Source organism: Polystyrenella longa, assembly GCF_007750395.1.
Classification (GTDB): Bacteria; Planctomycetota; Planctomycetia; order Planctomycetales; family Planctomycetaceae; genus Polystyrenella; species Polystyrenella longa.
On the sequence record NZ_CP036281.1, the window covers coordinates 751,158 to 775,591 of the forward strand.

Genomic DNA, 24,434 nt, shown 5'->3' on the forward strand with positions numbered 1-24,434 from the left:
TCGGGGGCAGACTTCAGGCCAAACTGTGAATCCCAAAACGCTTCTCGTTTCGCAAGAAACGGGAAGCGTTTTTTTTGTTTAGGTGAGCCATGCGATACTCGGGAAGAGGTTCAGGCACATCCTGATTAACAATTTGGTATTCAGCCTTACCTGAATTGAGGGGGCGAAGCCAAAGTTAAATGCAATGTGAAAGAGATTTAGCCACCACCGCCCGATTGCTTGGCAATGTCAGCTTCGATCTGTTCGATCGATTTGATAATTGCCCCACGTACATTTTCATTCGGGTGATCTTTTAGAAGCTTGAGTTGTTTAAGCTTTGGTTCCGCATCAGCCCCCATTCTTCCAAGGGCCACCGCCCCGAGATATGCTCTGCCCATGTCCTCACCGAGAACCATGTCTGTGATTTTGTTTAGCTTATCGTCTTTATTCTCGGGTGCATGAATATCGTATGCGATGGGAGTTCCGGTACCAGCAGTATACCGAACGCCAGGTCGTTCCTGATTGAAGCCTAGAAAATATAGAAGAAGGTAAACTGTAATAAGTAAAAGTGCGATGCCGAGCACCGCATACTGTATTGTCTGTTTTGACATCAGTAGTTCCCAACTTGATGAATTGTAGATAATAGAAATCGCATGTTTAGGATTTCACTATCGAGTCTGATGTATTTACCAGCCTGATATCAGCTTGATGTCGTGATAATCCATCTTGAAGCCAGTTGATGTTTCCGTTGTTTCAGATTGAAGACATCCGGATATTAGAAAATACTCCCATTGAGTCGCCGTTTTAATAGGAGTTATCTGTCAAGGCCTGTGAATTCATACGCGAATTAGCAGAACTGCAACCGGAGTTGATTGAATCACAGAAGATCGTAGATTGATTTACGTATAAAGCAAAAAGCGACCACAAATTGACCAGTCAATTTGTGGTCGCTTCGGAAATTATCCATTCCTGAAGAGCCTTCTTGTTATCAAAGCTTCATAGAAATCGAGAAAGCTTGATTAATAAAAGGGGTCTAGTCAACGATTGAACCCATATTGAAGGTTTCGCCACCGTTGACGGTACCAAGAGCAATGCGGATGGATTCATCCATAGTTTCTCCAAACCATTGTACGGAACCGTCACACAGCAGGAAGAAACAGCCACCTGGATGCGGGCTGCGGAAGTTACCGACGACATGCTCGACGTTGTCACAGTCACGGATGACATCGCCATTGTCACGGCTTGCGCCCGCTGCGGCTGTAGCCATCATGTTGTCGATGACAGGGTTACGATTGAACTCCCAGAAAGTACTCGCTATCCCACTGGAAGTAATATACCCAATTGCTTCAGTATCTGTGGCTCCTGGTTCGGCAGTTGCCCATCCAAAATCAGCCAGGTAGACGTCAGATGTTCCATTCAAGTTTGCATACGTTTGGCTGTCATCACAATCTCTGCCATGGCAGATAGGCCATTCCGGGCCACCGGTAGCTTCGCCCATACATATTGTGTTGGAGGTACCATCTTTGATCTGGCCAAGCCTGAATGCTCGAGTACGCATGAAGGGTCCGAGTAGAGCTTCGTTCGGCGGGTTGATGTAACCTGATTTGGAGCCGCTCTCCGCAGTTGAGTTCCAGTCAGCTTTATAGCTGCTTGGTGCATCTTCATCGTTGCCACTGAAGTCAGTACACCATGGGGCGAGGTTAGCACCACTGCTGAAGGCATAAGTCATGGGGGCCCAAAGTCGTACTTCAGGCAAGATATTAATTTGGATCGCATCAGCCTGAGCAGAAGAGGGGCATCTCGCGAAGGCCAACTGAGTATTAGTGATTTCAGGCCCTACATTATACCAGTCGGAATAGAGGAAGGTCCCATCATCATCCGCCGTTTTGAAGATGTTGTTTGCTTCGATGAAGGGGAGCAAATCAATGCCGACCCAAGTTTGGGCGTAATGATAACCGTCACCGGCGGGCTGAGAACGGTCGTAATAAGGCAATTTCGAGTAGAGATCATGGAAAGAGTGAATCGCAATACCGTACTGTTTCAGGTTGTTGCGGCACTGGGTACGACGGGCAGCCTCTCGGGCCTGTTGCACGGCGGGAAGAAGTAGTGCAATCAGGATGGAGATGATTGCCATCACTACCAACAACTCAATGAGGGTAAAACCTCTTCGACTTGCGGGTCGCATGGCGCGAGCGTGTTTACACATCTGATAAACCTTTCAGAAAAGGAAGCTTGAAGAAAACTAAAGAAGTGAAAAGAGAAAATATTGAAAGTGAAAGGAGCAATGCTCCCGTAAAATCAAATGTAATTATGATTTGGTAGTGAGACGATTAGAGATCGCTGCTCACTAATTGGGATGTGTATGTCCATAAATAGTCAGAATAGACGTGGGTGGACACCTATTACGCTAACAAAAAAAATCAGCAAACTCGAAAAGAATTTCTGAAAATTCCAAGGTTTCAGAAATTTTTTTGAAAATACGCATTGTTAAGAAAACGTGAGATATCTATCTAGATTAACGTAATAGAGTTACGTCTGGTGTTTAAGGTGCCATGTCTTCGGGATAGTCTGGTTGCGAAGGTCTTTAAGGCTTTCGGCTAACTCAACATCCCACATGTTTTGCCGTTCAGTTGAGCCATATCTATGTCTCGTATTTTAGGATTCAGATCATATTATTAAACGTATCGCGAGTAAATATTATTTCTCCTGGCTATGTCGCTATTGGCCGTAGGCAAGGATTAATATTACAACTCAATCTTCGATTGCGGTTTCTGCTGGATATATATTGCGGGCCGTTAGATCCTGTCCAAGATAAGCGTGGCGGCTATCGGTCCCGAAAAAGCCTTAAAATCAGCAGGCTACGCCGCCAAGACACGCTATAAGCAGTTTCAAAACCCTCTGATGGGTAAAATTCACTCTCTATTTGTAGCGTCAAGAACAACCACAACCGGGTTTTGAAATAGCCTCTACGGTTAAATGGAATGCACTCTCGAGTTGGTTTACGTGCTTGCGAGTGGAAATGAAGACGGGCTCGTTATGGAAAATCTCGGCGAAGAGCAAATTAGCTCTGTGGCCCTAAATCGCCCCGAAATCATCCATTGCTGCAATTGAAAATCTCAACAACAGATCAGCAAACCGCTTGCGAAGAACTCCTTGCCGAGTTCGGAGATGACATTGGCTTTCTTCATCTCCCACCGGATTGTCCACGGTTGAATGGGATCAAAGTCGAAACGAGCAACTCGCTGGATATCAGTAAGTCCGTGAAATGAGGCCCCAGCTTTCAGGACGTCTCACAGCCACAGTTCAATCTTTGATTGCAGTTCCCGGGGGAGGCGTTTTTTGAGGGCTGTTTCGAGTTGGCGTTCGTGGTAGCGCGTGGAGAAGTGCGCGAGGATGAGGAGGTCGTTCTTGAATTTGTCGGCGCGTTCGTAGAAGTCGTCAAGGTGCATGTGACCGAACTTGTGGATCTTCTCGCGGCGATGTTCGGGGCGGAAGAAGGTCAGCTCCGTGATCAGAACTTTGGCGTCGAAGACGGGCGGGTAATTGTCGAGCCCAGCGGGGGCAGTGTCGCCCGTGTAACAGACGAGAGGGACGCGCGTCTCTTCGGTGACATCGGTGCCACTCAACCGGAGGTCGCGGATTTTATCTCCTGCAAGACCTATGTATTCTTCTTTCAGCTTGCGACGACGATCCCAGACGAGATATCCGACCGAGGGGACGGTATGTTTAGTCTCGAAAACGGTGACGACATGCTCGCGTGAGAGTTCAATTTCATCGCCCGGATTCACGCCGATGAGGTTGCAGTGCATCCGACCTCGATCGAGCCTCTGCCACGCTTTGAGCATCCGCTGGACCGGTTCGACGACATCGCCCGGAATGTAAATGTTCGGCGGATCCATCTTCATCATGCGTCGCCGGGCGACGTACACGGGCAAGGCTGCCATGTGGTCGAGGTGGGCGTGGGAGATGAAGAAGGTCTGAGTTCCCATGAAGGACCAGGGGGAACCGCCCATGTCGAAGCCGAGTTTGAGCTCGGGGATTCTCCAGTAGCTTTGCACCGCCGCGCGGGAATAACCCTCGATTGTCAGGCCTTTGTACTGAATGGACTTGAGGGGCAGGTTTTCGAGCATGGGAGAGGGTCGGTATTAGGTGCAATAGATAAAGGGTTTGACCGAGGACGTACAGGTTACCCAACGTAGAGGGGGATGACAGCCGCAGGCTCACCTTAAATTTGGCGTGGGACGGGATTTGTGATGATTCTGCTCTCTGAGCTTCGGGATTGTCTGCCTTTCTGAACGTTTCATACGATGTTCCAGAAAGCGTCAAAATCTGTCACTAGAAGGGTCGGTCTGATTTTTACCTTAAGTCGTAAAATTCCTATTGTACCATGTTTGTGGAATATTATGAATGTTTGTGCGTGTTAACCGTCGGTTAGCTTGATTAAAAGATCATTAACATGCATATTAATGGAAGAAAATGATTGATCGTGAAAGGTTACCAGCGCATACTATCTTCACAGGATGTCTACAAGATAGAGGAACAACCAATGCTGGTTGCTGAACGAAGAAGCAGTATTCTCCACGCGGTGGAAGAAAAAGGGTTTGTCTCCCTGCATGAACTGGCTGAGCTGGTTCGGGCAAGCGAGTCGACGATCCGCCGTGATTTAGAGTTTCTCGATGGAAGCCAACAGATCCGTCGTACCCGAGGTGGGGCGGCTTATGTGGGGGAATCGATTACCTCATTTGAAGAACGGATTTCCACAGCTTCACTGGAGAAACAGAAAATCGCGGAAGCGGCAGCCAATCTCATTGAACCGGGAGAGGCGATTCTGCTCGACGGGGGGACGACGACACTCGAAGTCGCCCGCCATCTGGTGAATAAACCGCTTCAGGTGGTGACGAATTCGTTACCGATCATGAATCTGCTCGTCAATCAACCGTTGATCGAGCTGATGATACTGGGCGGGTACCTCTATCCCAAGACCGGCGTGGCCCTGGGGCCTCAGGCGACCGCCAGTCTGGAAAACATACACGTTCGACGATTGATTATCAGCGTCGGGGGAATTACCCGCAAAGGGTTGTTCAACAGTAACGCATTGCTCGTTTCGACCGAACGGGCGATGCTGACCTCTGCTGATGAAGTCATGGTGGTGGCAGACAGTTCCAAGTTTAACAAGTCGGCATTAGTCCATTTGTGCGAACTGGAAATGGTCGATCACATGGTTGTCGATTCCGGAATTACAAATGAGTGGATCGAAATTCTCCAGCGAGCGAATATCGAACTGACGATTGTGGATGTCAAAAAAGAGTCTTAAGCACTCTCAATAATATAAGCGTAACCAAACAAGCGTAACCAATTCAGAAATAGAAGTAGCGGATATGACCACTTCCACCATGAATTACAGTCGTGACTCGATTGAGAAAATTGTCCGTGACGTGTTGACGCAGAAACTGGCGGGACAAGTTACGAGCCCGGCGATGCCTGCTGACAAGCCGAATCCGCTGGTGGTGAATATCTCCGCCCGGCACGTTCACCTGACCGACGAGCACGTTCAAATTCTGTTCGGCAAACCGGAACTGGAGATCGATAAAGATCTCTATCAGGATGGTTATTATGCCGCGAAAGAAACCGTCGCTGTTGTCGGCCCGCGCCGTCGCATGATTCCTAATGTTCGCGTGCTGGGACCTTGTCGGGGCGACTCCCAGATTGAACTCGCTTTTACAGACGGTATCTCCCTTGGGATTGATCTGCCTGTTCGTGTCAGTGGCGACATCAAGGGAACACCTGGTTGTGTACTGGTTGGCCCTGCGGGAGTGGTCGAACTGAAACAAGGCGTTATCCGCGCGATGCGACATGTTCACATGGGTCCGGCTGATCTGAAATACTATGGCGTAGAGAATGGTGAAAAGATGAATCTGCGAGTCGAGTCGGAAGGTTGCACAACCGTCCTCGAAGACTTGCAGGTCCGAGCGGATAAAGACATCAAGCTCGAAGTTCACCTCGATACGGACGAAGGTAACGCCATCAATCTGGACCGGGCGACGAAAGTCGAACTGCTCAAAAAAGAGCCCTGTGCCTGCAAACACAAACATTAAACGAAGCAAAACTTTCTCTGAGATGTTCATTCATCTCGGAAGAATTGTCAGACAATGTCTGATTTGTCGGAATGGATTTAAATACATTTGATTCTGCATCTGCAGAGTAAATAACTTTTTGATTACTTAACTTTAGTGGGAGAAAATCCTGTGGCTAAAACTATGGAAGCTTTGGGAATGATCGAGACCAAAGGTCTCGTCTGTATGATCGAAGCCGCCGACGCCATGCTGAAAGCAGCAAACGTTGAAATGGTCGGTTGGGAAAAAATCGGTTCTGGTCTGGTGACCTCTTTCGTCGTCGGTGATGTTGCCGCCGTGAAAGCAGCCATCGACGCGGGTGCAAACGCCGCTTCCAAAATCGGTGAAGTCGTCAGCGTGCAGGTTATTGCCCGTCCGCACGAAGAACTTGATTCTGTCATTCCCAAGGCTGCTAAAGCCAAGTAATGGGTCTGATTTGATAACTCTTAGTTGAGACGACTGTCATGGTGCAAACTCCCGATAAGCGGAATGGCACTCCGGAAGACGTCTCTGATTTCCTGGATTCACAACTCACGTTCGATTTCCGATCGAACCTGGTACACACATCGAAAACTATAAAGGAATTTCGTCCTATGAAGGGTGAAGCAATCGGCCTGATCGAAACCAAGGGCCTTGTTGCCCAGATGGAAGCTGCTGACGCTATGCTGAAAGCAGCCAACGTTCAACTGGTCAAGCAGATCAACATTGGTGGCGCGTTCATTACAACCGTCATTAAAGGTGATGTCGGATCTGTCCGTGCTGCTGTCGACGCCGGAGCGGCTGCGGCCTCTCAGTGTGGCGAACTCGTCAGCGCTCACATGATTCCTCGTCCGGAAGCAAACCTGATCGAAAAATTCATCGGTTAATCCCGAAGGATCAATTCAGGTCGAGCGTCAGCGGACTGTTGTCATCAATTGTCTCAAACGGAACCAACCACTATTACTCCGGAGCACGGAATCAGCTCAATGAAAGTACTCGTCGCCAATCTGGGATCAACCAGTTTTAAATATCGTCTGTATGATTTTCCGAGTGAGCAACAGCTCGCGCGGGGGGGCATTGACCGGATCGGTCTAGGCGATAGCAACTGTTTTGTCGAGATCGGAGAGCACCGGGAAGAAGTAGTGGAAAACATCGCCAACCATGCGGAGGCGGTGCGGATCTGTTTGCAACAGTTAACGGCTCCAGAAACGGGTTGTCTCGATTCGGTCGACGAAGTGTCGGCTATCGGATTCAAGGCAGTCTTTGCTGGGCGGTTAAGTGGTATTCGGATTGTTAATGAAGAACTGCTGACAGCGATGGAGAACCTGGGCGATATTGCCCCGGCTCATAATCCACCGTACGCCGCCGCAATGCGGCAGTTGATGCAGTCTTTCCCCGAGATTCCACTCGTGGCCGCGCTCGAAACGGCCTTTCATGAAACGATGCCGGAAGAACATCGCCTGTATGCCGTTCCTTACGAATGGAAAACAGAATACGAAGTTCAACGGTGGGGTTTCCATGGAGCCAGCCATCGGTTCATCGGTCGTCGGATTGGTGAACTTCTCGGACGGGATGACCTCCGGGTGGTCTCGTGTCATCTCGGCGGAAGCAATTCGCTTTCTGCTCTGGTGAATGGGAAGTCGATGGCCAACAGTCTGGGGATGAGCCCACAGTCCGGGTTGCCGCACAATAATCGTGTGGGTGACTTCGATCCGTTTGCTCTTCCCGTGTTAATGAGAGCGACAGGAAAATCGCTCGAAGAGTTACTGGAGGACCTCGCCAATAAAAGTGGGCTGCTCGGTTTGAGTGGCTTAAGTGGCGATGTTCGTGATCTGGAGGAAGCAGCAGCAGAAGGGCATGCTCGAGCCGAAATGGCTTTGAACACGTTCGCCGCTGCGATCAAACAGTATCTCGGTTCTTATCTCGCGTTTCTGGGAGGGGCCGACGCGATTGTCTTCACGGGTGGAATCGGTGAGAACAGTCAACGAATTCGAGAGCAGGTCTGCCGCAATATGGAATGGGCAGGCATTGTACTGGATGAAACCGCGAACCAGTCTGCAACTGAGGAATGCCGCATCTCTACACCAGAGAGCAAAACCCAGGTTTGGGTTATTCCGACAAACGAAGAAGTGGTTGTCGCTCGACAGACAGTCGAAACTCTCGAACAACATCAGAAGTAGTCCTAAGTTGGTTGTGTAAGCAATCAGAGGAGTCACCATGTTCCTGGCACGCATTACAGGCAGTCTTGTTTCTTCGCACAAAGTCGAAGTGATGACCGGGCAGAAACTGCTCATCGTCGAACCATTGCGGGTAAACGAGAAAGATCAATCTGATCTGCAACCCACTGGTCGCACCTTCGTGGTGGTTGACCCGTTAGGTGCAGGTGAGGGGGAAGTGGTGTTATGCGTTCAGGGTTCCAGTGCCCGGTTCACGAAGGAAACCAAACATCTACCGGTTGACGCCGCCATCGTGGGGATTGTTGATACGGTGCAGGTGGGAGGGAATACGGTGTTTAAAGGGAGCGAGTAAGGATGAGTATGCAAGGCAGTCAGTTACAGCTATCGGCTCCACCGACGGAAGCCGAAAAAGAAAATCAGACCCGAACGATTCAGGTCATCATTGCCGCGTTGATTATGGGATTCGTCACCGCAGGCGGGATATTTCTCTTTTTGGCAATGGGGGATAAAGAACTCTTAACCGATCCAAGTGAGTTCATGTTTCTGTTTGCAATCGCGTTTTCATCTATGTGCATTGTTGCCCGAGGGGTCGTGGGAGTCGTGATGCCCAAGGCGACGTTATCCCAGATCAAACATCTTGATCGGGAGGAACAGGAAGCTCGATTGTGGATGTCGTATCAACCTCTGGCGATTGTTAGAGGGGCTCTGCTGGAGGGGCCAGGTTTCTTCACCCTGACGATGTTTTTCGTTACGGGCAACCTGCTGCTTCTTTATGTGGCAATGGGATTATTGTTCCTGATGATTATCAGTTTTCCTTCCCGATTTAAAATTGATAACTGGGTGGAAGACAAACTGACACAACTTGACTTGAACCGCTAAGAATCAACTCCTTGATTTGACTCGGACGATTCACGAGACACATTTACTTAAAACAAAACTACGAGAGACCATACCATGACACAAGCGACTGCGGATGCGATTCGATCAGTGGTGGAAGAAGTGCTGGCGCAACTGGGGAACGGCCCCGTAGCTGCCCCTTCCGCCCATGGCGCAGCGGCCGGCAACTGGGGTGTTTTCCGGACGGTCGACGAGGCTGTTGTTGCAGCAACTGCTGCCTTCGAGCAACTTCAGGAAGCTACGATGGAGACTCGCAATAAAGCGATCAACATCGTCAAGCACATCTGTGACAGTCAGGCGGAAGAACTGGGACGGCTTGAGTTCGAAGAAACCAAAATCGGCAAGCTGGAACATAAAATTGCCAAATTGCAGATCATCAAAGATGTTCCCGGAACTGAATTCCTGCGAACGGACGCCGTAACGGGCGACCATGGTTTGACGATTACTGAATACGCCGGGTTTGGTGTTATCGGAGCGATCACTCCCGTGACTCACTCCTTACCGACTCTTGCGGGGAACTTTGTGAGTATGGTTTCCGCAGGGAATACCATTGTTTGCAATCCTCATCCCAGCGGAGCGAAAATCGCCTGCGAAGGAGTTCGCCGGTTTAATAAAGCAATTTACGAAGCGACAGGCCTCAACAACCTGGTAACCATCATCGGTGAGCCGACTCTCGAAACAGCCGAGCAGGTCTTCAGTCACCGAGGCATTAAACTACTGTGCGTGACGGGGGGACCGGGCGTTGCCCGCGCTGCTCTGGCCAGCAAAAAACGAGCGATTGTCGCCGGACCGGGGAATCCTCCCGTAGTCGTCGACGAAACTGCCGATATCGAAAACGCCGCACGCAGCATCGTGACGGGTGCCGCGTTTGATAACAACTTGCTGTGCATCGGCGAGAAAGAAGTCTTCGCCGTGGAGTCGATCTTCGATGACCTGATGCAAGCGGTCGGCCGTAACGGTGGATACCGTCTGAATGCCGACCAGGTCGCCCAACTGACGAAACTCGCTTTCAGTCCTCCCAAAGAAGCGGGTGGACATTGGGGATTGAACCGGGACTTCATCGGAAGAGATGCTTCCTGGCTCGCGGCACAGATCGGACTCAACATTCCGGCAGACACACAAATTATCTACGGTGAAACGGATACCAACAATCCATTCGTTCCCGAAGAACAGATGATGCCCTTTATTCCGTTCGTACGGGCTCGTAACGCCGATCATGCGATTGATCTCGCGGTCGAATTCGAACATGGATTTGGTCACACCGCCATTATTCACTCTCGCAACGTTCGTAACATGTCCAAAATGGGACGTCGGGCGAACTCAACCTTGTTCGTTAAAAACGGACCTTGTAGTGCGGGATTAGGCTTAGGGGGCGAAGGCTACCTTTCCTTCAGCATCGCGACTCCCACAGGCGAAGGGGTCACCAATCCGCTGACCTTCACTCGTCAGCGTCGCTGTGTGATGGTGGACGATCTTCGCATCATTTAATCCAATTAATTGAACCTGACACTATTACATAAACAAACTGTACCTGAAGAATCATCCTATGGAACTTGCCCGTGTCATCGGCCAAACGACTGCGACGATCAAGCACGACACTCTGAAAGGGTGCCGGTTGAAGATCGTGGAAGTGCTCGATGCCAAAGGGAAAGGGGGCGGTGATCCGATCATCGTACTCGATTCTCTGGGGAGCCGCGTTGGCGACCGGGTGCTACTGACTTCAGACAGTAAACTGATTGCCGAGATGCTCCAGGCGGATAACACTCCCGCCCGGTTTGCCATTCTCGGTCTGGCGGACAATTGAAGTCCGCCTTACGAAACAGATACGAATTCATGAACGTTGACCAGAACCTGATTAATGACATCGTTCAGGGGGTCCTGCAGCAGCTGCAGCCGACCGCAGCCCCGGTTACGTTGTCATCACCTTCAGTCTTCCTGGTCAAGGAAAAGTTATGGACAGCCGATTTGCTGGAGGACCTGGTTCCTGCACAAGTGAAAGTCGTCCAACAACTGCCGGGCACGATCGTGACTCCCTCGGGACGCGATTACCTTCGGCAGAATCACATTGACGTGATTCAATCAGAAAACAACAACGGTTCCAACACTACTGCTGGCATTCAAACCTGGAAGGTATTGGTCGTGAAATCGGCTTCTGCCTTTGAAAGTTGCTGGCCTGAGTTAGAACGAAGTCGGTCCACGAACTGGAATCGACAACAGGCGAATGATGTCGATTCTGCCGTCACGGAAACGATCAGTATTCTCTGTCGCGGAGAAGCTTCTGGCGTAGTGATCTTAACAGACCGACCGGAAGAGGCGGCCTGTTTTGCCAATCGGAATCATCAAGTGAGAGCGGTGGCGACCTTGTCCGCCGACAGAATGAAACAACTGAAAACGAGTCTTCAACCGAATGCGGTTTGTCTCGATCCTCAGAACTTAAGCTACATGGAGCTTCGCCAGTTATGGCGTGCTCTCAGTTAGCGAACTTTTTTAGGACGTAATGCGATGCGAATCGCGGAAGTAATAGGAAAAGTAACCTTGTCTCAACCTCACTCCTCGTTGCGAGGGGGCCGGTGGGTGTTAGCGGTTCCGCTGACGAAAGAAGGGTTACAGGGAAAGAAAACAGGACGCGGGGAACCGTTTGTCGTCTACGACGACATCGGCTGCAATGCCGGTTGCCGGATTGCCGTCAGTGAAGGGGGCGAAGCGGCGGCTCCCTTTCATCCAGACAAAAAACCAATTGATGCCTACGCGGCAGCCATACTCGATCACATTGAAGTTGAATCGAAATAACTCAACCTGAACCGAACACGATTGCTTGAAAAGCCAATAAATAAGAAAAGGTCATGACCATGTCGAATCAGTGGAACAGCAAGTTCAACAACCCCAAACTCAAAGAGCAAATCTGCGAGATCGGTCGCCGGGTCTACAATAAAGACTTCGCCGCCGCGAACGATGGAAACATCAGTATCCGCGTTGGTGAAAACGAAGTCCTTTGCTCACCCACGATGATCTGCAAAGGTTTCATGAAGCCGGAAGACATCTGTATGGTCGACCTGGACGGAAACCAATTGGCTGGAACACGGAAACGAACCAGTGAGATTCTGCTGCACCTGACGATCATGAAAGAACGTCCCGATGTAAAAGCAGTCGTTCACTGTCACCCACCACACGCAACGGCCTTCGCTGTTGCTCGCGAGCCGATTCCTCAGTGTGTGCTGCCGGAAGTCGAAGTCTTCATGGGCGAAGTTCCTATGGCTCCTTACGAAACTCCTGGTGGACAGGAATTCGCCGACACGGTGAAACCTTTCTTGAAATCAACGAACACGATCATCCTGACCGGACATGGTACGGTGACTTTCGGGAAAGACCTGGAAGACGCTTACTGGAAAACGGAAATCCTGGATGCCTACTGCCGGATTCTGTTGCTCTCCAAACAGCTTGGGAAAATCAACTACTTCTCAGAAGGTGAACAGCGGGAACTGCTGGACCTCAAAAAGAAACTGGGTTTCGACGATCCCCGGTTCCACGCCGAAGATTGTGACCTGTGTGGAAACAGTGCTTTCCGTGATGGGTACAACGAACAAATCCCCGTTCAGCGTGCTTTCGAGGCGGCTCCCAGTTACCCCGGATACTTGCAGGCACCCGCTGGTAAGAATGCGGCTTCAGGAATTCCGGTGAACAGCTCAGCCAGCAACGGTTCAGCTAATAACGGATCCGGACAGGATATGAACTCACTGGTCCAGGCAATCACCAGCCAGGTCATGGCTGCGTTGGACGCCCGTAAGTAAGGGTTCGTGGAGACACGTAACTACACGGAAGAAACAAAACAAGAAATGGGTAGCCCGGATAATCTCGAAGAGTTGTCCGGGGCGGGCAGCGACGAAACAAACGACGTTGCTCTTAGTTAATCAGGCGATATTGATCAGACACGAGTCGGACGATGCTTGACCTGGCATAACACCTAACTTCGAGATAGAAACAAGAGTATCATGAAAGTCAGTATTATTGGTGGTGGTGGATTGGTCGGTTCCTGTGCCGGGTTTGCATTGCAGGCTGGCGGGATCGTTCGCGAGATTGCCCTGATTGACGTCAATCCTGACGTCGCCGAAGGTCAGGCTCTCGACTTGCTTCATGGAAGCTCGTTACTGTCGGACCAGGTGATCGTTTCAGGCGGCACCGAGCAGGTGAAAGATTCTGACGTCATCGTCATTACGGCCGGTCTTCGCCGTAAACCGGATGAAAGCCGTCTCGACTTGATCAACCGGAACGTCGAGCTGTTTAAAAAGATTCTGGTCGACATCAAATCACATGGCACAAAAAAAGACGCCATCTGCTTTGTCGTTTCTAACCCAGTTGACGTGCTGACCTATCTGGCCGTTAAAGAACTGGACCTTCCCTGTTCGCAGGTGATTGGTTTGGGAACGGCGCTCGATACAACGCGGTTCTGCGGTATCCTGGCGAATCGACTCAACGTCCCTCCGACACAAGTCTCCGCGATGATGTTGGGCGAACATGGTGACAGTATGGTTGCCGTCTGGTCTGCCGCTCAAATCGCCGGTCTGCCCATCGATAAATACCCCGGTGTGACTCCTACCTTGCTCGCCGAAGTGGAATCCAAAACACGTGGAAGTGGAGCGGAAGTTATCAAGAAAAAAGGGGGAGCGGGTTTTGCTGTCGGTGTCGCGATTGCTGATATCGTTCACAGCATCGCTCTCGACCAACGTCGCGTTCTGCCTGTTTCGTCTCTGCAAAACGGAGCCTATGGCATTTCCGATGTCTGCCTCTCGGTTCCCACCGTCATCGGTCGGGCCGGTGTGCTCAGTCAGGTCGAAGTCGAACTATGGCCTAAAGAGATCCGAGGCATTCAGAACTCCGGCAAAGTGCTGCGAGAAACGATCGATAAGGTTTTATGACCGTAGCGGCAGGTAAGAGTAATAAGCTGATGTTCGCAAAGTAGGTCAAGAGTTACCTGACTTATCATATAGAATGAGAGAAGATAAGTTTTACCGTCTTGGTTCCCGTTCATAATTAATTTTCCAAAACCAGAAACTGGATTCATGCAAAAGAGTCTTGATCGAAAACTGAATTCCATCCACAACGATCCAAGTGGATCTAAGGAATTCATCATCGCTGATGCCAAAGATGCCGACATGGCGTTCGGGTTGAGCGCGACGGGAGAGTATGTCGATCCGGCGACTGGTCAAGTGCGCAATAAGACCTTAGGCGAATATCGGGATCAAATTCGCGAAGTCATCGCGCAGGGAATTGTAGATATCGTCCTGATGTCCGCTTCCACGGCGGAAAAACTGGCGATTGAAGAAAAGCTGTTTGAGAATTCTTTACTCACGCCTGCGGCTCGGGGCAACGATACCACCGACGTCCATATTCCACGGGGTGGTACTGCCTTTCAGGAAGCGTCGTTTCCATTTCGGTCCGCATCCATCGATCACATGATGAGTGGCAAGCTCGACCCGACCGATGCTGAACGAAAACGGGGAGTCGATCTCGCCCTCTATTCGATTACGTTCAACAATAATCGCGATCTCGATCTGCACGCACTGGAACAATACAAGCTCTTCCGTGAAGAAGCAGAACGAAAAGGGTTCCGACATTTCCTGGAACTGTTCGATCCAAATTTGCCCGGTGCCGTTCCTCCTGAACAGGTCGCCGGATTTATCAACGATCAAATCGTTCGCACACTCGGGGGAGTGACCAGTAAGGGCCGACCTGTCTTTCTGAAGATGGTCTATCATGGGCCCCAGGCAATGGAAGAACTTGTCGCTTACGATCCGCACCTCGTTGTCGGTGTACTGGGTGGGGCAGCCGGAACGACACTCGACGCGTTTACTTTGCTACATGAAGCCAAAAAATATGGTGGCCGCGCGGCACTCTTCGGTCGTAAGATCAACCAGGCCGAACATCAACTTGCCTTCATCCAGTTCCTGCGTCATCTGGCGGATGGTCTGATCGAACCGGTTGAGGCGGTGAAAGCGTATCATGGCGTTCTGGAAAAACTCAACATCAAACCACGGCGGACATTGGAAGAAGACCTGACGCTTCAGACTTCTGTAATGAGTTATGGTGGTAGCGGAACGACGATCAGTATCCCCAAATCGTCGACCAAACTGGCCAGTGTCAAAGCCGCGACTTGGAAGCCGACAGAGAAACCGGTAGCGAAACCGGCAGCAAAGTCAGTCGAGAAACAGACTGCTTCCGCTCCCGATTTTAATAGCATGAGTTCTGATGAACGCTTGAAGTATCATCAGGATCGCCTCGCGAACCTGTTCGGATAATCGGGTTTCCGGACGAATCGTCTGCCGCTAAGATGAGACTCTTACTACTGCAACGATTTCCAGTGAGAGTCCGATATGTACAATGAAGATGACGAGATCTACGGAGACGAGGATGACGTTCCCCTCGATAATGAGGATGATGAACGGGAGATTGCCTGTCCCGATTGCGGACGGATGATTTACGAAGACGTCGACGTCTGCCCCTACTGCGGTTACTTCATTCTTGACTCCGACCGGACTTATCCATCACTGCTCAATGCCTCCTGGTTCCGCTGGCTCGGTTTACTGGGCATCATTGCCGTCGTGTTCGTACTGACGGTCATGCAAGTCTTTTAAATCAATGCTGAATTTGCTTCACGGAAGCCTGTTTCTCTGTTTAAAATAGAGGGTCAGGTTTTTTTGTTGATGCGTTCAAGCGAAAGGCACGGCGTGGGATACGGCTATGAAGGAAATGATTGGACTTCTTCATCGGACTACATCGGCTCCGATGGTGGTGAAGAAAAATATATTCGCTGCCCCAACTGCGAAGTGAAGCTGCGAATTTCCGTATTGAAATGTCCGAAATGCGGAGCCAAGGTTCAGGACCCGAAACCCGCGACCTGGTTCGAGAACATCGGAGGAGCCATCATGATCTTTTTCGCTCTTTTAATGGTGTTCGCGATCTTCAGTTGTCTCGCGGAAGCTTTCCTGGAGATCGTTTCTTTAATTACGAGCTAGATCTTGTCCAAGATAAGTGTAACGGCATTTGTCAGAGAAAAATCTTGAAAACGTGGTTTTGCGTCGCTAGAAAACGCCATGATCAAATGTGATGCGTTCTCGATAATTCTAAATAAACATTCTCGGATCAAAATAAGCGATCCAGATGCCTCCACTCTCTGAATTCGATTGGACGGCTGTATTCAAACCTTCCTGTTATGTTATGGTAGATCCCCCCTCCGTTTGCCATTTATTCTTTCTCGCTAACAGGAGCCATCCATGTCTAATCCGCTCACTACGCTATCGCTGTGCACACTACTCGCGATCACCACAATGGCATCTCTCTATGCTGAGAGTGAAACAGTGCAGAAAATTGCCCGATTTGAATACAAGGGTAAGGTTCGATACGGACTCGTTAAAGGGGAGTCGATCCTCGCAATCGAAGGAGACATATTTGGTGAATGGAAACGTAGCGACTATTTGATGAAACTCGAAGATGTCAAACTGCTGGTGCCCACGGAACCGAAGCAAATCTTCGCGATGGCTGGAAACTATAAAAGTCATTTGGATGGCGAAGTTCCCGAACAGTTCAAAACACCGCAACCCTTCCTGAAGGCCTATTCTTCATTGCAGCGACCTGATGGAGAAATTCAACTTCCTCCGGAGTCGGCTCCCGTGCATTACGAAGCGGAGATGGTGATCGTCATCGGCAAAGAAGCGAAAAATGTGTCGAAGGAAGATGCGAAAGATTACATCCTGGGGATCACCTGTGGGAATGATGTCAGTGCCCGCGCCTGGCAGAAGGGAGACGTGCAATGGTGGCGGGCGAAAGCGTCCGATACATTCAGCCCCTGCGGTCCATGGATCGTCACGGGCCTCGATTATGACGACCTGTTGATGACGCTCAAGCTGAATGGCAAAGTCGTCCAGGAAGAACGAACCAGCCTGCTACTTCACGATGTCGCCAGCACCGTCAGCTTCATAAGTCAGCATACAACGTTGCACCCCGGCGATCTTATCTTCACAGGAACTCCCGGAAAAACAGACGTCATCAAATCAGGTGACGTCGTGGAAGTCGAAATCGAAGGAGTTGGCGTGTTACGGAATACGGTAGTTGACGAATAGTCTGTTTGGAACCACAGATGGACACAGATGTTGTGTGTCGCAAAAGTTAAGGGTGGCCCAGACAATCTCGAAGAGTTGTCTTGGCCACCCAATATTCTTCGTGTCTTCGTGATTCACTTAAACTGAGCCCGATCAAAACTCTCTTCCACCAGGAACACCCTTAGTGATCTGGCACCATGGGCGCCGATCACGAGGGATTGTTCGATGTCGGCAGTTTTCGAGGGGCCGGAGATGAAGACACCAAAGTGGGGCGTCTGTTGGAATGCCTCTGTGTTGAGGCCCGTGCGGGGATAGGCTTCGTGCATGTTGTGGAGGATGTCGCTCGCGTGAACGACGATGACGACATGCTGCGCGATGAAGTAGAGTGCCTTATGTTTGACTTGGGCATCGGTGACCCAGATCGCCCCGTTCTCTGCGACCGCAAATTCTCCGGGGACGATGGCGAAGTCAATGTCGGCCAGATCGTGTGGATCTTCAATTGCATTGAGATCGACTTGTTTGTCTGCAGAGATATCTAGATTGGGAACGAGCGAACAAATCTGTTTTGCATCGTCATAAAAAGGTTCTTCGTGCAGTTTGGCAGAGACTGCTTGCAGGTTAGCCACGACTTCGCCGCGTCCACCTACGGCGGAGAGCATCGTCAGGAACTGTTCGGTGGGATTATCGAACTGAATCCACGCCTGATCCATGTCGGGCAGCGGGGCTGCGGGAACGAGGTGCCGGTTGATCGACTTGAGTATCTTGTCGCGGGAGCTCATTACTTCTTACGTTTCTTGTACAAGTCGCGGAAACTCTCTTTGGGTGCCTCGGGCAGATCCCGTTGACGCCCCCAGCCATTGAGAGGGTTGTAGATCATCCAGCGAGGCATCAGGCGTAATGCTTTCCGGGCGACCTTGCCACCGAAGGCATACAGGCCGGGGCGTTGGAAGACTTTCGACATCACTTTCATCGGGAAAGTCTTACTGAAAGGAAGCAGCCCTCTCACATAAATCTCTTTCCGCCAGGTGAGCAACTGATGATGTAAGTCGATCTTCACAGGGCAGACATCGGTGCAGGAACCACACAGGCTACAGGCGAAAGGGAGACTCGAATGTTCTTTTGCATTCTGCGAGGGGCCAAGAATCGAACCGATTGGGCCGGGGACGGTTGATTGATAACTGTGCCCCCCACTGCGGCGATAAACGGGGCACGTATTCATGCAGGCACCGCAACGGATGCAACTGAGTGAACGCCGGAAATCATCGCTGCCAAGAATATCACTTCGTCCATTGTCCACGAGCACGATGTGCATCTCGCCGCCCGGTTTTGGGCCATGGAAATGCGATGTATAAGTGGTGATCGGTTGCCCTGTCGCGGATCGGGCCAGCAGTCGGGTGTATAGGCTGAGGTGGTCGGGGGAGGGAATCAGTTTTTCGATTCCCATACAGGCAATATGCAGATTGGGTAACGCCGTACCCAGGTCAGCATTTCCTTCGTTGGTGCAAACAACAATGCCGCCGGTGGAGGCGATGCCGAAGTTCACTCCCGTGATGCCTGCGTCGGCAGCCAGGAAGTTTTCCCGTAAATGTTGACGGGCCGCTTCGGTCAGGTAACCGGGATCGCTCGCACCTGCTTCCGTACCCAAATGCTCGTGGAAGACCTCGCCGACTTCTTCCTTCTTGATGTGGATGGCGGGCAGAACGATGTGGCTCGGAGGTTCCTTGCGAAGTTGCACGATGCGCTCGCCCAGGTCGGTATCGACGACTTCCATCCCGGCGGCTTCGAGGTGCGGGTTGAGGTGGCATTCCTCAGTCAGCATCGATTTGCTTTTGACGACGCGTTTGACATTGTGCTCTTGCAGAATGCTAAGGACGATCTCGTTGTGCTCGGCGGCGTTACTCGCCCAGTGAACTGTGACGCCCAGTTTCTTCGCGTTGGTTTCGAATTCTTCGAGATACTGCGCAAGGTGCGCGACCGTATGCAATTTGACTTGCGAAGCGGTTTCGCGGAGTGTTTCCCATTCAGGAATGGAATGCGAAATGTTGTCCCGTTTGTGGCGGACGAACCACAGTGATTTGTCGTGCCATTGGGCCCGCTCTTCATTCGCGACAAACTTATCAGCGAGTTGTGCATGTCCAGCCATTAAGCAACACTCCCATCAGTTGAGTTGACAGGCGTGATTCCTTCGGGCTGTCGACCCGCCAGGATTTGGGCAATATGCATCACGGGGAAAGGCTGGGCGTGGCGTTGATTCAATCCGTTGAGATGCATCAGGCAGGACATGTCACCCGCCGTGAGGACTTCCGTTCCCGCCGCGCGATGATCGGCCAGACGATCGCGACCCATCATGCAGGATACAGCCTCTTCATGCACCGCAAAGGTCCCACCGAAACCACAACATTCGTCGGTGCGTGTTAACTCGGCAAAGGAGATGCCGTCCAGTGATTTGAGAAGTTGCCGCGCCTTATCGAAATCGTCGCCGACAGTTTCACTGCTGCGAGCAAGTCGAAGTTCTCGCAACCCATGACAGCTTTGGTGGACGCCCACTTTGTATGGGAAACTTCCACTGATGGAGTCGACCTTGAGTACGTCGGTCAGGAATTCGCACAGCTCGAACGTCTTCGCCTGAAACTCCTGGAGTTTATTCGTAAGTGGCAGCAGGTCGGTGTAATGTTCGCGCACCATGGCAACACAACTACCGGAGGGGGCGACCACATAATCGTAAGGGGCAAAGACATTGATCATCCGTTCGGCCAGGGGCACGGCCGCATCCGTACAACCCGTGTTAGCCATGGGTTGGCCACAACAGGTTTGTGCGGCGGGATAATCGACTTCGCACCCATGTTGTTCGAGGACTTCCAATGTGGCCAGGCCGACATCGGGATAGAACTGATCAATATAACAGGGAATAAACAGGCCAACCCGGGGCATACAGAATCAACTTTATAGGGACAATTCAAAACCGGAATGGCTTCGAATTCAGGATCGAAAGCGGGTACAGATACAGGTCACTCTATTCTTAAGGACTGTATTATAGAAGAGAGTCGGAGGAATGCGAACCTGCCATCTCCATTCAGACGGACTTTCCGATTGAATCCGGAGGTTTAAGCTTTCGCTTCGTCTCGCTTCTCTCGAATAAGATGAGCCACATCCTCCAGTTTGTCATCGAGCAATTCCCGTCCCTTTTCAAAGTCGATGCCGGTCGTGACGGCCCACAGGGAAAGTTTTCCCCATTTGTCCTTTTCGATTTTGACGAGATCTTTTAGTGTCGTCAAAATCTGGGAGCAGCCTGCTTGTTTGGCATCGTGAGCGACCTCGTCAAGTTCTTCCTCGCGGTAGTGGTGATGATCGGGAAACGCTCGGAAGTAGGCGACTTCGAGTCCGAGTTTCTCCAGCGATTGGCGAAAAGCCTCCGGGTTGCCAATTCCGCAGAATGCGGCCACGGGAGCCAACTGTAATTTGTCGAGTTCGGTAGAGACTCCGCTGGCATTAAGGAATCGCTCAGGCGGAAAGGAAACTTCGACGGCAGCAAGATCGTCCTTTTCCTGTCGGGTTGTCGCAGAAGCTTGTCGAAAACTCTGCTGCTTTTGCTGGACTTCAGTCACCAAGCCACGTTCTGTCTGGTTGACGCGTGTGAGCATGACGAGATCAGCCCGTTTGAGTCCCTCGGGATGTTCTCTCAGCAGGCCGCGTGGGAGAAGGTAGTCGTAACCGAAAGGGGCGGAGAGATCGAGTAATACGAGATTGAGGTCTCTGTAGATGCGGCGATGTTGAAAGGCGTCGTCAAGCACGACGACTTCGGCGTCGTATTCTTCGATGGCCTGTTTGGCCGCTTCGACTCTGTTCTTGTTTAGTATATGCGGGATGCCGGGACAGAGGCGGTCGAGGACGAGCTTCTCATCATTCACTGATTCCGCCAGCTGGTGGTAACCGCGACTGACGATGACGACGGAAAATCCTTTGCGTTCGAACCAGTTGGCAATGTAGGCGACCACCGGTGTTTTTCCGGTACCCCCGGCAGTGATGTTTCCGACGCTGACCACGGCACAGTCGCTCTTCTGCGCCCGCAGCCATTTGACGTCGTAACTGAAATTGCGAAACCAGACCACCGTGCCATAAAAGAAGGAGCAGATATACAGAACTCCGCGCGCGAGCTTGGCTGCGAAGCTTTTCTTCTCGCCGGAAATCAGTTTCCTGAATTTCGCCTCATCCATCAGGCTGGTCCATTTTGTCGATAATTAATTGTTCAGACTTTTGGGAATGCGAATTCTGTAGTGATCTTACGAGATTCATCGAAATGCAAGAATTCTCTATTAGACGAGAAAATCAAATCAGCGTTCGAAATTGTTTCAGTGTTAAATTCGGCGATTTCATTGTGATTAATAGATCGATTAACAACAGGTTGATCGAAAGAACCAAGCAGTAACATCTTCTTGCTGATAGGCAAGGTTACTAGGGTCTTTTCTGAGGCAAGTCCGGGAGGTGAATTAATCGAATGTGGAACCGTGGGAATCAATGAGATCGGATAGTTGGAACAGACCAAACACTGAGAAACGTCTTTGCAAACGCTGAGACTCCAGTTCCTCCGGCTGAGGATGGGCAATATTCGAATAGCTTGTAGAAAAATTTGTTGAACAAAGAATAACGAATCATTTTTTTTGTCAATCTTCGATTGGTGTTGCAAGTCTATATCCGTGATGAACGTGCTGATGTGAGACTTAAAGCAATCGGTTCTAGTTAGTAGTACGGCAACGAAGAATATAAGATCATCCATCCATTCGTCTTCAGGCATCTGTTCATTTAAAATGATACCCTTAATAATCGTGCTCCACGTGCCTTCCATCTCGGCCAGCGTTTTTTCAACGATCATTGGATCTTTAATGCTTGGAACATCAATTTTATAGAAATCTTTTTCCAATGCGATATTAGCAGGTTTTCCAGTACGGTACTTTTTTCGTTCCAGATCAAACACATGAATCATTCCATTCTCTGTACCGTCATCCGTAAAATTACTAAGGAAGAACTTGGGAATGAAATGATGTTTTCTTGGTACGTTTGACACGTATCAAATAGCCCCTCTGATCAATGAAATTAGTAGTTATCTTAGATAAGTCTCAATAAAAATACCCGGCGTCTCAATTGAGAAAGCCGGGCATTCGTATCATCTCTATCTTGCTATTGTAGCAAAATGAATTTTACATGTCCTGCATTTTCTTACAAATTGCTTCGGCCATTTCCTGAGTTCCGACAGCAGTGGGGTCGGTGCGAACAGGTTTCAGGTCGTAGGTGACGTCTTTGCCTTCTTCGATGACGGCGGCGACGGCATTGTCCAACCGGGTGGCGGCTTCATGTTCGCCCAGGTGGTCGAGCATCATTTTGCCGGAAAGGATCAGGGCAACTGGGTTGACCTTATTCTGGCCTTTGTATTTCGGAGCAGAACCGTGGGTCGCTTCGAAGATGGCTCCTTCAGTACCGATGTTAGCTCCAGGAGCAACACCCAGGCCGCCCACGAGTCCGGCACAGAGGTCAGACAGGATATCACCGTACAGGTTTTCAGTCAGCACGACGTCGTACAGTTCTGGTTTCTGAACGAGCTGCATGCACATGTTGTCAATGAGCCGTTCCATGTAAGTGATTTTACCGCCACAGTCGGTGGCAGCGACATCTTTGGAAGCTTTGATACCTTCTTCGAGTTCAGACCACTCGAATTTGGCATTGTATGCTTTGGCGACCGAACGGGTGGTGTCATACCACAGGCCGTCGGTGTATTTCATGATGTTCGCTTTGCAAATCGACGTTACGGAAGACCGTTTGTTGTCGACAGCGTATTTGAAAGCGGCTTCAGCGATGCGGCTCGTCCCTTCAACAGAAATCGGCTTGATGCTGATTCCGGTTGTTTCAGGGCTGGTGCTGATCTTTCTGCCCGTCGCCATCTCGTTGATTTTGTTCATCACTTCGGTGGTTTCGGGTTTGCCCGCTTCGAATTCGACACCGGCGTACAGGTCTTCGGTGTTTTCACGGACAACAACCAGGTCGACATCGACGCCTTCGAAGAAGGTTCGAACGCCTTTGTAGGTTTTGCAGGGACGAATGCAGGCATACAGTCCCAGTTCCTGGCGCAGGTAGACGTTGACGGAACGGAAACCTTTTCCGATCGGCGTGGTGATCGGAGCTTTAAGTCCGACACCGTTGGCTTTAATGGATTCGAGGACTCGGGCTGGAACGCCTCCCTCAGCTTCGATCACTTCGATGCCACATTCCTGAACATCCCAGTCAATTTTGACGCCGGTGGCATCAATACATTTGCGGGTTGCCTCGGCAATTTCGGGACCGACACCATCGCCCGGTATCAAGGTAACTTTGTACATCATTCCCTCTGGTAATTGTCTGTCAAACGAGTGAATATAAGTAGTGAGTAACGGTAATATCAGTTCGGGAGGCGTGGGCCCCATAGGAGCTGAGCGATTACTGTTTTTAGCTGTAATAACACTAAATTTCCTCGCACGACGTTATCAGAACGACACCCTATTTGCAATCAACAGCCCCCTCAGGGCAGGGTTAAGGCCGGTTTACAAACGGTTTTCAATTGCATATGACTCGTTTTCGTCTTGGCACTTTGTTACCCAGTCAGATTCAGGCCGCGGTTCATTCCTTTTCCGTCGCCCATGACCGGAAGAACACCTCCGTAATTACTGTACAGGATTTTTCATAGTGAAACGGTTCATAGACAACTATATCGAGCGGCATTTGCACCCGGTTAACCGTCTTCTGCACCTGATTGGTGTCCCGTTGACGTTTGTCGTCTCGGTGATTTTTCTGGTTCAGGAACAGTACTGGTACGCACTGGCGGCCTTCGTTGGGGGTTACATTCTGCAATTTGCTGGTCATGCCGTTGAGGGGAACGATGCCGGTGAGGTAGTTTTGGTAAAGAGGCTAGCTGGTAAGCCCTATACCGAATTTGGTCCTCGTTCTCAGTATTATGGCTCGGAAGCGACAAAAGAGTAGCGATTAATCCGCCGATACTTCCTCTGCCGGTTGTGCCCGGCTTACCTATCGTTTGGGTTAATTCTGTCAGCTGAAGCGGTTCAATTCCGCGTGTGCTGCAGAATGTGTCTTCAATGTCAGTTAAGCGTAATAGAACCTGTGCGTGATCCGGTTCTGTTATAAGTCTGACCTGTCGAGACATCTCTCCCGCC

27 protein-coding genes are annotated in these 24,434 nt (G+C 50.5%); 18 read left to right on the plus strand and 9 right to left on the minus strand.

The genetic code is table 11. The annotated features are described in order from the left end of the window. Positions 1-197: 197 nt before the first annotated feature. From Pla110_RS02740 to Pla110_RS02750, 3 genes are all read right to left on the minus strand, one after another. On the minus strand, positions 198-590 hold the full coding sequence (locus Pla110_RS02740; RefSeq protein WP_144992932.1) for a hypothetical protein: 393 nt from the start codon (positions 588-590) through the stop codon (positions 198-200). Positions 591-1,012: 422 nt separating this feature from the next. Continuing rightward, the gene (locus Pla110_RS02745) at positions 1,013-2,185 is read right to left on the minus strand and encodes a DUF1559 family PulG-like putative transporter (RefSeq protein ID WP_144992934.1); all 1,173 of its coding nucleotides are present in this window, start codon (positions 2,183-2,185) and stop codon (positions 1,013-1,015) included. A 1,084-nt stretch (positions 2,186-3,269) separates the two neighbouring features. After that, positions 3,270-4,109, minus strand: a complete 840-nt coding sequence (locus Pla110_RS02750; RefSeq protein WP_144992936.1) for an MBL fold metallo-hydrolase — start codon at positions 4,107-4,109, stop codon at positions 3,270-3,272. 416 nt (positions 4,110-4,525) lie between these two features. On the opposite strand from Pla110_RS02750, the gene Pla110_RS02755 reads away from it, so the two are divergent. The 17 genes from Pla110_RS02755 (at position 4,526) to Pla110_RS02835 (ending at position 17,259) form a co-directional block, all read left to right on the plus strand. Beyond that, positions 4,526-5,293, plus strand: a complete 768-nt coding sequence (locus Pla110_RS02755; protein WP_144992938.1) for a DeoR/GlpR family DNA-binding transcription regulator — start codon at positions 4,526-4,528, stop codon at positions 5,291-5,293. A 64-nt stretch (positions 5,294-5,357) separates the two neighbouring features. Beyond that, the gene (gene pduL, locus Pla110_RS02760; RefSeq protein WP_144992940.1) at positions 5,358-6,074 is read left to right on the plus strand and encodes a phosphate propanoyltransferase; all 717 of its coding nucleotides are present in this window, start codon (positions 5,358-5,360) and stop codon (positions 6,072-6,074) included. 150 nt (positions 6,075-6,224) lie between these two features. Then, the gene (locus Pla110_RS02765; protein WP_315851440.1) at positions 6,225-6,518 is read left to right on the plus strand and encodes a BMC domain-containing protein; all 294 of its coding nucleotides are present in this window, start codon (positions 6,225-6,227) and stop codon (positions 6,516-6,518) included. 167 nt (positions 6,519-6,685) lie between these two features. After that, entirely contained in the window at positions 6,686-6,958 is a 273-nt protein-coding gene (locus Pla110_RS02770) for a BMC domain-containing protein (protein WP_144992942.1), read from the plus strand. Positions 6,959-7,057: 99 nt separating this feature from the next. Next, positions 7,058-8,251 (plus strand): acetate/propionate family kinase, encoded by a 1,194-nt coding sequence (locus tag Pla110_RS02775; RefSeq protein ID WP_144992944.1) that lies wholly within the window; start codon positions 7,058-7,060, stop codon positions 8,249-8,251. Positions 8,252-8,288: 37 nt separating this feature from the next. After that, positions 8,289-8,600 carry a EutN/CcmL family microcompartment protein gene (locus Pla110_RS02780; RefSeq protein WP_144992946.1) on the plus strand — a complete coding sequence of 104 codons (312 nt, stop codon included), beginning with the start codon at positions 8,289-8,291 and terminating at the stop codon, positions 8,598-8,600. A 2-nt stretch (positions 8,601-8,602) separates the two neighbouring features. Further along, complete coding sequence (locus tag Pla110_RS02785; RefSeq protein WP_144992948.1) at positions 8,603-9,127, plus strand: hypothetical protein; 525 nt, start codon at positions 8,603-8,605, stop codon at positions 9,125-9,127. 75 nt (positions 9,128-9,202) lie between these two features. Further along, entirely contained in the window at positions 9,203-10,633 is a 1,431-nt protein-coding gene (locus tag Pla110_RS02790; RefSeq protein WP_144992950.1) for an aldehyde dehydrogenase family protein, read from the plus strand. Between the two features lie 58 nt (positions 10,634-10,691). After that, the gene (locus Pla110_RS02795; protein ID WP_144992952.1) at positions 10,692-10,949 is read left to right on the plus strand and encodes a EutN/CcmL family microcompartment protein; all 258 of its coding nucleotides are present in this window, start codon (positions 10,692-10,694) and stop codon (positions 10,947-10,949) included. 29 nt (positions 10,950-10,978) lie between these two features. Beyond that, a complete protein-coding gene (locus tag Pla110_RS02800) occupies positions 10,979-11,623 on the plus strand; it encodes a hypothetical protein (RefSeq protein WP_144992954.1) in 645 nt (214 codons plus the stop codon). 24 nt (positions 11,624-11,647) lie between these two features. Then, entirely contained in the window at positions 11,648-11,935 is a 288-nt protein-coding gene (locus Pla110_RS02805) for a EutN/CcmL family microcompartment protein (RefSeq protein WP_144992956.1), read from the plus strand. A gap of 59 nt (positions 11,936-11,994) precedes the next feature. After that, positions 11,995-12,933 carry a class II aldolase/adducin family protein gene (locus Pla110_RS02810; RefSeq protein WP_231742896.1) on the plus strand — a complete coding sequence of 313 codons (939 nt, stop codon included), beginning with the start codon at positions 11,995-11,997 and terminating at the stop codon, positions 12,931-12,933. Between the two features lie 201 nt (positions 12,934-13,134). Beyond that, on the plus strand, positions 13,135-14,058 hold the full coding sequence (locus Pla110_RS02815) for a lactate/malate dehydrogenase family protein (RefSeq protein WP_144992960.1): 924 nt from the start codon (positions 13,135-13,137) through the stop codon (positions 14,056-14,058). A gap of 144 nt (positions 14,059-14,202) precedes the next feature. Further along, positions 14,203-15,438 carry a hypothetical protein gene (locus Pla110_RS02820; RefSeq protein WP_144992962.1) on the plus strand — a complete coding sequence of 412 codons (1,236 nt, stop codon included), beginning with the start codon at positions 14,203-14,205 and terminating at the stop codon, positions 15,436-15,438. Between the two features lie 75 nt (positions 15,439-15,513). Continuing rightward, positions 15,514-15,774, plus strand: coding sequence for a hypothetical protein (locus Pla110_RS02825; RefSeq protein ID WP_144992964.1), 261 nt, complete (start codon positions 15,514-15,516; stop codon positions 15,772-15,774). 69 nt (positions 15,775-15,843) lie between these two features. Then, on the plus strand, positions 15,844-16,155 hold the full coding sequence (locus tag Pla110_RS02830; protein ID WP_144992966.1) for a eukaryotic translation initiation factor eIF-2-beta/eIF-5 family protein: 312 nt from the start codon (positions 15,844-15,846) through the stop codon (positions 16,153-16,155). A gap of 258 nt (positions 16,156-16,413) precedes the next feature. Then, a complete protein-coding gene (locus tag Pla110_RS02835) occupies positions 16,414-17,259 on the plus strand; it encodes a fumarylacetoacetate hydrolase family protein (protein WP_197440462.1) in 846 nt (281 codons plus the stop codon). 113 nt (positions 17,260-17,372) lie between these two features. Here the strand turns inward: Pla110_RS02835 and Pla110_RS02840 are convergent, their stop codons facing one another. The 6 genes from Pla110_RS02840 to Pla110_RS02865 form a co-directional block, all read right to left on the minus strand. Then, complete coding sequence (locus Pla110_RS02840; protein WP_144992968.1) at positions 17,373-18,017, minus strand: LutC/YkgG family protein; 645 nt, start codon at positions 18,015-18,017, stop codon at positions 17,373-17,375. Beyond that, positions 18,017-19,381, minus strand: coding sequence for a lactate utilization protein B (locus tag Pla110_RS02845; protein ID WP_144992970.1), 1,365 nt, complete (start codon positions 19,379-19,381; stop codon positions 18,017-18,019). Before Pla110_RS02845 ends, Pla110_RS02840 begins: the two co-directional genes overlap by 1 nt. Further along, on the minus strand, positions 19,381-20,169 hold the full coding sequence (locus tag Pla110_RS02850; RefSeq protein WP_144992972.1) for a (Fe-S)-binding protein: 789 nt from the start codon (positions 20,167-20,169) through the stop codon (positions 19,381-19,383). The genes Pla110_RS02845 and Pla110_RS02850 overlap by 1 nt, the downstream gene beginning before the upstream one ends. A 173-nt stretch (positions 20,170-20,342) precedes the next feature. After that, positions 20,343-21,452, minus strand: a complete 1,110-nt coding sequence (gene lpxK, locus Pla110_RS02855; RefSeq protein ID WP_144992974.1) for a tetraacyldisaccharide 4'-kinase — start codon at positions 21,450-21,452, stop codon at positions 20,343-20,345. Between the two features lie 32 nt (positions 21,453-21,484). After that, a complete protein-coding gene (locus tag Pla110_RS02860; RefSeq protein WP_144992976.1) occupies positions 21,485-22,300 on the minus strand; it encodes a DUF4238 domain-containing protein in 816 nt (271 codons plus the stop codon). 133 nt (positions 22,301-22,433) lie between these two features. Beyond that, complete coding sequence (locus tag Pla110_RS02865; protein ID WP_197440674.1) at positions 22,434-23,606, minus strand: isocitrate/isopropylmalate dehydrogenase family protein; 1,173 nt, start codon at positions 23,604-23,606, stop codon at positions 22,434-22,436. Positions 23,607-23,949: 343 nt separating this feature from the next. Here Pla110_RS02865 and Pla110_RS02870 point away from each other — a divergent pair, with 343 nt between their 5' ends. Continuing rightward, complete coding sequence (locus Pla110_RS02870) at positions 23,950-24,243, plus strand: DUF962 domain-containing protein (protein WP_197440463.1); 294 nt, start codon at positions 23,950-23,952, stop codon at positions 24,241-24,243. Positions 24,244-24,434: the final 191 nt, after the last annotated feature.